Source organism: Paraburkholderia fungorum, assembly GCF_046026025.1.
Lineage (GTDB): Bacteria > Pseudomonadota > Gammaproteobacteria > Burkholderiales > Burkholderiaceae > Paraburkholderia > Paraburkholderia fungorum_E.
Genome location: NZ_JAQQFL010000069.1, coordinates 1 through 10,652 on the forward strand (window position 1 = coordinate 1; position 10,652 = coordinate 10,652).

The 10,652-nt window shown below is 61.1% G+C and carries 8 protein-coding genes and 1 pseudogene; 7 read left to right on the top strand and 2 right to left on the bottom strand.

Features of this window, described 5'->3' with window-relative positions; genetic code table 11:
* The coding region (locus tag PQR67_RS37830; protein ID WP_408467901.1) for a hypothetical protein at positions 1-317 on the bottom strand (317 nt) is incomplete at its 3' end.
* Positions 318-637: 320 nt separating this feature from the next.
* On the opposite strand from PQR67_RS37830, the gene PQR67_RS37835 reads away from it, so the two are divergent.
* A complete protein-coding gene (locus tag PQR67_RS37835) occupies positions 638-1,810 on the top strand; it encodes an NADH-dependent flavin oxidoreductase (RefSeq protein WP_408467894.1) in 1,173 nt (390 codons plus the stop codon).
* A 153-nt stretch (positions 1,811-1,963) separates the two neighbouring features.
* Here the strand turns inward: PQR67_RS37835 and PQR67_RS37840 are convergent, their stop codons facing one another.
* Entirely contained in the window at positions 1,964-2,857 is an 894-nt protein-coding gene (locus PQR67_RS37840; protein WP_408467895.1) for a LysR family transcriptional regulator, read from the bottom strand.
* A gap of 119 nt (positions 2,858-2,976) precedes the next feature.
* On the opposite strand from PQR67_RS37840, the gene PQR67_RS37845 reads away from it, so the two are divergent.
* The 6 genes and pseudogenes from PQR67_RS37845 (at position 2,977) to PQR67_RS37870 (ending at position 10,610) form a co-directional block, all read left to right on the top strand.
* On the top strand, positions 2,977-3,969 hold the full coding sequence (locus tag PQR67_RS37845; protein WP_408467896.1) for an aldo/keto reductase: 993 nt from the start codon (positions 2,977-2,979) through the stop codon (positions 3,967-3,969).
* Positions 3,970-4,059: 90 nt separating this feature from the next.
* Positions 4,060-5,163, top strand: a complete 1,104-nt coding sequence (locus PQR67_RS37850) for an alpha/beta hydrolase (protein ID WP_408467897.1) — start codon at positions 4,060-4,062, stop codon at positions 5,161-5,163.
* Between the two features lie 13 nt (positions 5,164-5,176).
* Positions 5,177-5,344 (top strand): annotated as a pseudogene (locus tag PQR67_RS37855) (integrase core domain-containing protein); the annotation flags it as partial.
* Entirely contained in the window at positions 5,296-5,520 is a 225-nt protein-coding gene (locus PQR67_RS37860) for a tyrosine-type recombinase/integrase (RefSeq protein WP_408467900.1), read from the top strand. The pseudogene PQR67_RS37855 and the gene PQR67_RS37860, both read left to right, overlap by 49 nt.
* A gap of 432 nt (positions 5,521-5,952) precedes the next feature.
* On the top strand, positions 5,953-7,632 hold the full coding sequence (locus tag PQR67_RS37865; RefSeq protein WP_408467898.1) for a site-specific integrase: 1,680 nt from the start codon (positions 5,953-5,955) through the stop codon (positions 7,630-7,632).
* On the top strand, positions 7,629-10,610 hold the full coding sequence (locus tag PQR67_RS37870; protein ID WP_408467899.1) for a Tn3 family transposase: 2,982 nt from the start codon (positions 7,629-7,631) through the stop codon (positions 10,608-10,610). The genes PQR67_RS37865 and PQR67_RS37870 overlap by 4 nt, the downstream gene beginning before the upstream one ends.
* Positions 10,611-10,652: the final 42 nt, after the last annotated feature.

A 10,652-nucleotide genomic window follows, 5' to 3' on the forward strand; every position in this document is an offset into this window, starting at 1 on the left:
GAGGTCTGGCCGGGATTCGAAAAAAATCCGCCACATCTCGGTCTAAGCGGCTGATTTAAATAAAAAATCGATGGTCGGATCGAGCGGTGGAACGGGGCGTTGAAGATCCAGCAGATAGTCCCCGAGCCGGTTAATGTGCTCCCGCCGGTACGGGATGCCCTCAAGATTCGGATTTTTTCGCACGCTAAGCGATGTCGCTTGCCGGCCAAGAGCTGCCGGTCGCAGCCTGCGTCGCGTTGCTCGATTGCGGACGTTGGCGCGTGGCTTACTACGACGTGTTGTCGATCATCGGTCTTCTTGGAAATGTCGGCGTTCACGGGGTAGAACCTCTCCTCCAACGCCCGCATGACGTGGCTTATTGCAGCCCGCGTCAAGCCACGTTCGGCCAGTGCGTGGTCACGCGCTGTCTGCATCTGCGATGCCAGCGAAGACGGCGGGATCGTAGAGGTTAGCTCCCCTCATTCATGCGCTACATACATAAGCTCAATGGGGTTATGACGGCTAATCGAAACCTGCAACAACCGTTATCTTTGTGTGCTTTGCGGCGTGTGGCGCGAGGACAGTCTGGTGGTCGTTGGAAGGCCCATCGAAGGACTCACCCGAAATCTCGACCGATCATTCTGATGCAGGCGCTCAAGTGAACCAAACTACCCGCCATAAGCTGTTCGAACCATTCCACTTCGCGAAGGCAGTTGCTCTGCGCAACCGTGTGGTGATGGCACCCATGACCACTTGGGCGGGCAACGCAGACGGGACGGTTTCTGACGAGGAAGTTGCGTATTACCGTAGCCGCGTGAACGGTGTCGGTCTCGTGATTACGGGATGCACTCACGTCCTGCCGAATGGCATGGGTTTTACCCACGAGTTCGCCGCATTCGACGACAGCTTCATTCCGAGCCTGCGACGGTTGGCCGAAGCGGCCAAGAGTGGCGGCGCGCCTGCGGTGCTCCAGATTTTCCATGCGGGCAACAAGGCCGTCCCGGAACTGGTGCCGGACGGCGACGTCGTGAGCGCGAGCGCCGTAACCACGGAAGCGAACCCCTTCGGCCCAGCGGTCACACCGCGCATGCTCGTCCATGATGAGGTTATCAGCGCTATTTTCGCGTTCGGCGAAGCGACGCGACGTGCAATTGAGGCGGGCTTCGACGGCATCGAGCTGCATGGAGCCCACGGCTTTCTGATCCAGAACTTCTTCTCGCCACGGTTCAATCAGCGGACAGATGAGTGGGGCGGCTCCCTGACCAACCGCATGCGCTTTCCATTGGCAGTCGTGCAGATGGTCAAACAGGTCATTAAGGACCACGCCAAGCGCCCCTTCCTTCTGGGCTACCGCATTTCCCCTGACGAACCGGGTGAAGGTGGACTGCGGATGGAGGACACCAAGGTCTTGGTCGACAGGCTTGTCGACGGCGGTATCGACTATCTCCATGTCTCACTGGGGAATGTTCTCGAGACCACGCCGATCGGTGGCACGGGAGAGCGGACGACGGCGGAGTTGATCCTGGAGCGTGTCGACGGACGCGTACCTGTCATCGCCGCTGGTCAGCTCAGGAAACCTGATCAGGCCGAGGCGGCGCTTGCGCTGGGGCTTTCACTGGTTGCCGTCGGCCAGGGCCTGGTGATGAACCCTGACTGGGTCGAACTCGCGAAAAACGATCTCGCCGACCAGATCGATACTACCCTCTATATGTCGAAACTTAGCCACATCGCTATCCCGAGCAAGTTGTGGAAAGTGATCGAGGCGACCCCAGGCTGGTTCCGTCTTGAGGCGCTGCCGCAACGAACGGCCGCGGGAGCGCAACTCGGATAAGACATCATCTGGAGGCCCGGGCCAGCGATTGGCCGAATGGGAGAAACACCTCGATGGCAAAGTTTGCGTCCCGCCGCGCTAACGTAGCCGTGGCTGTCGAGCGCTGGGCGGGCGCGGTATCGGGCAAGAGCGCGCAGCGGGTTTGCTGACTCTCTAGTCGCGATAGCGCAACGCCTGCACGACCACCGCAAAGGCCGGTAAAAGCTGCCGGCGACTGGGATAGTAGAGGTGGTAGCCTGCAAACAAAGGCGACCAGTCCTGAAGCACGCTGATCAGCCGCCCGTCTGCGATAGCTTGTTCCGCATAGTCGCTCGTCACATAGGCGATGCCGAAGCCGTCAAGTGCTGCGTCCATGATCATTGTGCCATTGCTGAATGCGAGAGATCCCTCTACCCGCACTCGCATTTCGCGACCATCCTTTTCAAACTCCCAAGCATAGAGCCCGCCGAGGGTGGGCAGGCGCAGATTAATGCACTCGTGATCCACCAAGTCGTGAGGAGTGCTTGGCGGTGGTTTCCGAGCGAAGTATGCGGGCGAGGCTACTGCCATCATGCGCAACTGTGGTCCGATGCGAACGGCAATCATGTCCTTGTCGACAAGCTCTCCCAACCTGACACCCGCGTCGTAGCGTCCGGCTACGATGTCGGTCAGGCTCGATTCGGCGGCTAGCTCGACCTGAATGTCGGGATAGTTCGGAAGCAGGTGTTTGAGAACAGGCCATAGAACTGTCTGCGCGACGTGTTCCGTAGCGGTGATGCGGACGGCCCCAGCGGGTTTGTCCCGCAGCGTCGTTAGCGCAGCAAGCTTGCTGTCGATATCCTCGAAGGCTGGCTGCAAAGTCTCCAGCAAGCGTTCTCCGGCCTCCGTCGGCGCTACGCTTCGGGTCGTGCGAGTGAGCAGCCTCAGACCGAGGCGAGCCTCCAGCCGCGTAACGGTATGGCTAAGCGTTGACTGGGAGGTGCGCAGCTTCGCAGCCGCACGCGTGAAGCTCCGTTCTTCAGCCACGGCCATGAAGGCATTCAACTCTCCGAAATCTTGTCGGCGCATTTATCCATTCCTGACATAAGCCCATTCTGATTATACCGTCTAGTCGGCAATGGGGCTTCGGCTTATGTTGTCCGTGGGACGCGAGCATCGTTCGCCGCGCCACTACATAGGAGGCACCAATGAACAAGCGAATACTCGGAAGCGGCGGTCTGGACGTCTCAGCCCTCGGATACGGCTGCATGGGCCTGAACTCGACCTACGGCCTGCCGCTAGAGCACGCGGACGGCGTCCGCATGATCCGGGCGGCGGTCGAGCGCGGCGTTACCTTCTTCGACACCGCCGAAGTCTATGGCCCCTATATCAATGAGGAATTGGTCGGTGAGGCACTTGTGCCCTTCCGGAATCAAGTCGTCATCGCGACCAAGTTCGGCTTCGGCATCAATCCGGACGGATCACGCTACGGCTTGGACAGTCGGCCCGAAGTCATCCGAAAAGCCGTGGACGGCAGCCTGTCCCGGCTGAAAGTTGAAGCGATCGACCTCTTGTACCAGCACCGAGTGGATCGCAAGGTGCCGATCGAGGACGTTGCTGGCACGATTGGTGACCTCGTCGCACAAGGCAAGGTCAAGCATTGGGGGTTATCCGAAGCCAGCATGTCGACGATCCGTCGGGCGCATGCTGTTCAGCCGGTGGCCGCCGTCCAAAGTGAGTACTCGCTTTGGACAAGAGACGTGGAGCAGAACGGGGTCATGGCGGCTTGCGAGGAACTGGGGATCGGACTTGTCCCATGGAGCCCGCTCGGCGCCGGTTTTCTGACCGGGGCGATCACCAGCGATACCAAGCTCGAAGCGACGGATTTCCGCAGCGCCGTGCCCCGTTTTTCGCCCGAGGCGCGCGCGGCCAACATGGCTTTGGTAGATGTCCTCAAACAGATCGCGGCCGGCAAAGGAGTGACCCCCGCCCAACTGGCGCTAGCCTGGCTGCTCGCGCAGAAACCGTGGATCGTGCCGATCCCTGGCACAACCAAGCTTCATCGTCTTGAGGAAAATCTTGGCGCTACAGAAGTTCTCCTCACCGCAACAGACTTGCAGGAGATCGACGCGGCCCTGTCGCGGATACCGGTCCAGGGCCAGCGACTGCATGCGGCCGGGCTGGGCCTGGTTGACGGATGAACGTGAAACCCGGGACCGAAAACGGAGATAGGCCAGACCTACCGCGCTGACGCGCTTCTGCTGTTCACCGCACGAACTTAGGAGTTTGCAATGGACAACGAATCTGTCGATCAGAAGAGGCGTCTGTTCCTCGGGACCTCTGCCTTTGTCCTGTCCGGTGCCATCGTCACCGGATCGGTGTTTTGTGGCGCGAGATCCGCTTCGGCGCAATCGGCAGTGGTGAAAGGGCCGGCTGTCGTCAATTATCCCAATGACAAGGGTGTGACGATCGAACGCGTTACATATCCTGCACGGAACATGGGGACGAACATCGTCGCCAATCTGTTCAAGCCCGCGAATTTCGACAGTAGCAAGAAGTATGCTGCGGTCGTCGTGACCCATCCGTTCGGCGCCGTCAAGGAACAGTCCTCCGGACTCTATGCCCAGCGTCTCGCCGAGGCCGGCTTTATCGGTCTGGCTTACGATGCGTCCTATCAGGGTGAAAGCGGCGGCGAACCGCGCCTCATGGAAGTGCCTGCGCAACGCGTGGACGACATCAGTTGCGCCATTGACTTCCTCGTCCAGCATCCGCAGGTCGACCCGGCGCGGATCGGTTCGCTGGGCATTTGCATCGGCGGCTGCTATGCCCTGAACCACGCCCAGCACGAGCACCGTGTAAGAGCCGTCGCGGCCGTCAGCACATTCGATATCGGGCAGGGCCGCCGGGAAGGCCTCTCAGGTTCGATCTCCTATGAGGAGCGCATGAAGCGACTGAAAGACGCCGGCGAGCAACGCAGCCGCGAGGCGCGCGGCGGACCAGTTCGCCTAGTGCCGATCGTGGCCGACTCTCCCAACGACTTCACCCCCGCGACCCCGGTCATGTACAGGGAAGGCTACGAGTACTATCAAACAGCACGAGGCCATCATCCGAACTCCGTGAACCGCTACATGTTCACAAGCCTGCCGCAGCAGATGGCATTTTACCCGTTTGAGATGATCGAGACGATTTCGCCCCGGCCTCTCCTGGTTATCGCGGGTTCGAGGGCCGAGACAAAATTCTGGAGTGATCAGGTTTACGAGAAGGCCAAGGAGCCAAAGGATTTGTTCGTCGTCGAAGGTGCGACCCACGTCGATCTGTACGACAAACCACAATTTGTGGGACCTGCCGTTGCAAAGCTCGCCGACTTCTTCGACCAACATCTAGCCTCGGCCTAATCAAGCCAGCCACCTGTTGCACGCCCGGACAGCCATCGAAACATGGCGCCGCGGATACAACGAGGAACGACCGAAGGAGGCTTTGGGTGGCAATACGCTTTCCCGTCGGTACAACGGATCGCCCCCGATGACATCAAGCGCCGCAGGCACTTTGACGATGCCTTTCTGGCGCAAGGATTGAAGACGACGCGGCTTCGCGCGGGCATCGGCAAGCCGATGTTGGCGCAAACGTTGCGGCAATCGTTCGCAACCCACTTGCTCGAAATGGGCTATGTCATCCGGACCGTGCAAGAGCTACTCGGACACACGGATGTCGTCAAACCAAAATTTATACGCATGTACTCAATCGCAAGGTAAGCGGGTACTCCAGTCCGTTGGATCGATGAATGGCTGACCCAGATGGAGCCCGGGTCACCATGCCAGGGCAACATGCGTGCAGCCGATAGACATCGCAGTTATTGCATCGTCGCTGGTCACGCGGCCACTATTTTTGCCGACACGCGCTGAAATCCGCTTCCCAAAAGCGGACCGTCGTCACCGGCAGAAATGGGTCGAACAGAGTCATTTGAGACACCCGCTCTGGACGTGTGGCGTGCGAAAAAGTCCGGATCCTGAAGGGCACCCCGTGACGCACGCACGAGATTGAAAAACCGACGCGCATCAAGATGCGCCCCTATCGCTAACCCTTATTATCGATAGGGTTACATTTCTGGATGAAACTCGTATTTCGGGAAATGCGCCACACCAGGCATTCAGCTTCGCTGCCATCGTGTTGCCTATAATCTCCGGATGCCGAACGTTCCGCCGCCACCATCCTTTCCTGACACCGCGTCCCTGTCCGCGCTGCGCGCGTGGTACGCGGGCGTTAGCTCGCGAGAGGCGGTCGAGCGCTATTGTCCGCAAGCGCTCGAAGGCGGCCAGTCGGCGCGCGGCGTGCTCGGACGAATTCGCCGGCAGCTCGCTGGTTTCGCCCTCAGCCGGCATCGCTCGGATCTGGCCCGGCTGTTTCAGTGCGCGGTGGGCGAACGGTCCCGTCACCGCAAGGCGGCGACCCGGGCGCTGGATATCCTGCCGACGCTTGCGATCCCGCAACCGCAGGTGAGCGATGCGGTCGATGTCTGGCTGCCAGCCCGTGTTGTCCCCGTGCTGCGTCAGTATGGCATCCGGACGCTGGCCGATCTGACCGTACGCATCCCTCGTCGCCAGCGCTGGTGGCGGGCGATTGCCGGACTCGGCGTGCGCAGCGCGCGCCATATTGAAGCCTTCTTTGCCGCCCATCCGGCACTCACCGAACGCGCCCGCGCGCTGGTTGTCGTGATGGCGCCGGAGCCCGTGGTGCCGTGGGAAAACATTCGCGTGCCACATGACGTCGACGGCTCGCGCGGCGTGTTCCGTGCGCCCAAGCCGATGTGCGCGCTCGAGGCCGATAACGACTATCAGGCGATCAACGCCTGGCTCGAGCGGCACGAAGCCGCCGAAACGCAGCGTGCCTATCGCCGGGAAGCCGAGCGCCTGCTGCTGTGGGCGATTGCCGAGCGCGGCCGCGCGCTGTCTTCGCTCACGAGCGAGGATGCGACCGCTTATCGTGCCTTCCTGCGCCATCCCACACCCCGCGCCCGGTGGGTCGCGCCGGCGCGACCGCGATCGTCGTCCGAATGGCGGCCGTTCACGGGCGCGCTGTCGCCAGACTCCATCGCCTATGCGCTGTCAGTTCTGAGTGCAATGTTTCGCTGGCTGATCGAGCAGCGCTACGTGCTCGCGAATCCGTTTGCCGGCCTCAGGGTGCGCGGCGCGCAGCGCAATGGTGAGCTGGACATCTCGCGCGCCTTTACGGCCGGAGAGTGGGAGCTGATCCGCACGATTGCCGATGGCCTGGAATGGTCGCATGGCTGGGCGGTTCCCGCCGCACAGCGTCTGCGCTTTCTGCTCGATTTCGGTTACGCGACCGGCCTGCGCGCAGGCGAACTGGTCAGCGTTACACTCGGCGGTATCATGACCGGCACGCGCGGCGAGCGGTGGCTTCACCTCACCGGTAAGGGGGCGAAGGCTGGCAAGGTGGTGCTGCCGCCGCTCGCACGATTTGCGTTGGACCAGTACCTGATGCAGCGCGGTCTGCCCGTGAGCCCCGCACGCTGGGCACCGGATACGCCGCTGCTCGGCCATCTCGACGAACTCGGCGGCATCACCACGCCGCGTCTGAGGGAGGTGCTGCGCCGGTTCTTCCAGACCGCCGCCGACGCAATTCGGGCCGACCACCCGGCACTCGCCGGCAAGCTGCAGCGTGCGACGCCACACTGGCTGCGCCACACGCACGCAACAAATGCTCTCGCACAGGGCGCCACGCTGACGACTGTGCGCGACAATCTGCGTCACGCCTCGATCACAACGACCTCGATCTACCTGGACGACGACGAAGTCCAGCGTACCCGGCAGATCGAGCGAATTTTTACGCGGCGCCCGCCGGTATGAGCACCGTCCACGAGACCATCTATCCGGTGCTGCCTGCTGAGCCGGGCGCGGCGGAGCTGAAAGTGGCATTCACTCCGAGCGCCGCGGAAATCCGCTTCGTGCGCCGGCAATCCCGGCAGGAAGCCAGCGCGGTCCTGATCATGGTGCAGTTGAAGCTGCTGCAGCGTCTCGGTTACTTCCCGATGCTCGTGGATGTGCCGCCCGTCATTATCGATCACATCCGGAGCGCGATGCGGGCCCGCGCGTTGTCCCGAGCGGCGATCGCGCGGTACGACGTGTCCGGCACCCGCATCCGTCACCAGAAGCTGCTGCGCGGCTGGCTCGACATCCGGGCGTTCGATGCGAGTGAGGCGGCGTCGCTCGCTGAACTCGCGTCGGCGGAAGCCCGGACAAAGATCGAACTGCCTGACATCATCAACGTGCTGATAGAGGAATTGGTCCGACGCCGGTATGAGCTGCCGCCGCTGGCGACGCTGCAGCGCGTCGCCACGCGGGCGCGCAACGATTTCAACGAAGCGATCTATGGGGCCATCGCCGGAGCACTCGGTGCAACACTCAGCGAACGGATCGACACGCTTCTCGTCGTCAAGGCCGGCAAGTCTGGTTGGGATGATCTGAAACAGGAGCCGAAGCGACCAGCCGCGCGGGCGATTGCTAGCTTTCTCAAACATATCAACGGAATCAGGAAACTGGCGGAAGGCTTGCCAGCGCCCCCCGCGATCCTGTCTGTCGGCAAGGCGGCCCAACTGGTCACCGAAGCGCGGGCGCTCGACGTCGCGGAACTACGCTCACTCAAGACCGCGAAGCGTCATGCGCTCGCTGTCCTGTTTATCCAGGCGCAGTTGCAGAAGGCGCTTGATGATATTGCCGAGATCTTCATCAAGGTGGTGCGCAAGTTGGAGTCCTATGCGAAGGTCCGGCTGCAGAAATATCAGCTCGAACACACCGACATACTGGAGGGATTGGTCGGCCAGTTTCGGGACGTCCTGAAGATTCTTCAGGATGAAGAGGTATCGGAACGCCAACGGTTGCCGAAAATCCGCGAGACGCTCGGCGACCCGACCGAGGCGCTCGCGCAGTGTAACGAGCACATCGCCTATGCCGGACAGTTCGACCTGCCGTTCATGCTCGTGCCATACCGCAACCAGCGCACGCTGCTGTTCCAGTGCCTGGACGGGCTGCCGCTGCGATCGAGTTCGCAGGACCGTGCGGTGCTGGTCGCACTCGCGTGGCTACAAGGCTTTCGGAACGCGCACCGCGAATACCTGCTGCTGACGGAGAACGACCTCGCGAACCTGCCGCTGGACTGGCTTCCAGAAAAATGGGAGCGCGCGGTGTTCCCGCACGGGCGGGATAGCCGGATGCTGCATCGTCGGTTCTTCGAACTGGGGGTCTTCAGCCAGATCATGCGGGAGCTAAACGCCGGCGATCTTTACGTCGAGGGTAGTGATCGCTTCGACGATTATCGGGTGCATCAGGTCTCTGATGAGGAATTCCGGCATGAGCTGCCGCGCTACTGCGAGATCGTGGGCTTGCCCACAGACGGCAAGACCTTCGCGAAGGATCTGCGAGACAAGCTTAACGCGGCGCTCGACGAGACCGATGCGAGTTTCCCGGCAAACGACAGCATCGAGTTCGCCGATCAGGAACTCGTCATTCACAAGCAGGGCAAAGAGCCCGAGCCGCCGAACCGCACGCTGATCGACCAGGCCATCACGGCTTCGATGCCGCAGCTCAGCATCCTGGATCTACTCACCGAAACCGAGCAGTGGCTGGATCTGCATAAACTGTTTGGACCGCTGTCCGGGTTCGACGCGAAGATCGACGATCCGCGCAAGCGTTTCATCACGACACTGTTCTGCTACGGCTGCAACTTGGGTCCCAGCCAAACGGCGCGCTCGGTGAAAGGGCTCAGCCGCAAACAAGTCGCCTGGCTGAACCTGAAACACATCACTGAGGAGCGGCTCGACAAGGCGAATGTGAAGGTGATCAACGCGTACAACCAGTTCGCGCTGCCGAAATACTGGGGCAGCGGCAAGCGCGCGTCGGCCGACGGCACTAAGTGGAGCCTGTACGAGCAGAACCTGCTGTCCGAGTATCACGTTCGCTATGGGGGATACGGCGGGATCGGCTACTATCACGTGTCCGACATGTACATCGCGCTGTTCAGTCACTTCATCCCGTGTGGCGTCCACGAAGCAGTCTACATTCTCGATGGACTGATTCTGAACGGCGCCGACGTCAAGCCCGACACGATCCATGGCGATACGCAGGCGCAAAGCGGGCCGGTCTTCGGTTTGTCGTACGTGGTGGGCATCAACCTGATGCCGCGCATACGCAACATCAAGGACCTCGTGCTGTACAAGGTGGACCGGCGTCGCAAGTACAAGCACATCGACAGCTTGTGCCGCCAGTCAATTGACTGGGCACTGATCGAACGGCACTATCTCGACATGATGCGCGTCGCGGTGTCGATCAAGGCAGGCAGGATGACGCCGTCGACGATTCTGCGCCGGCTTGGCTCTGAAAGCACAAAGAACAAGCTCTACTTCGCGTTTCGGGAACTGGGGCGGGTGATCCGGACGCTGTTCCTGCTGAAGTATCTGGGTGACCCGGAGTTGCGTCGCACGATTCACGCTGCGACCAACAAGAGCGAGCAGTTCAACGACTTCGCGCAGTGGCTGATGTTCGGCGGCGAAGGCGTCATCGCCGAAAACGTCCGGCACGAGCAGCGCAAGGTAATCAAGTACAACCACCTCGTCGCGAACATGGTGATCCTGTACAACGTGCAGTGGATGTCACGCAAACTAAAGGAACTGCAGGAAAAGGGGCATCCGGTCGATGCCGAGGTCCTCAAGGTGCTGTCGCCGTACCGGCGCGAGCACATCAACCGGTTCGGGGACTATCTGCTGGATCTCTTGCGCTCCGTCCCACCACTCGATCCGACGATTGATTTCGCATTCAAATCAGCAGCTTAGCCTGAGATGCGGCGGATTTTTAATGAATCCCGGCCAGGCCTC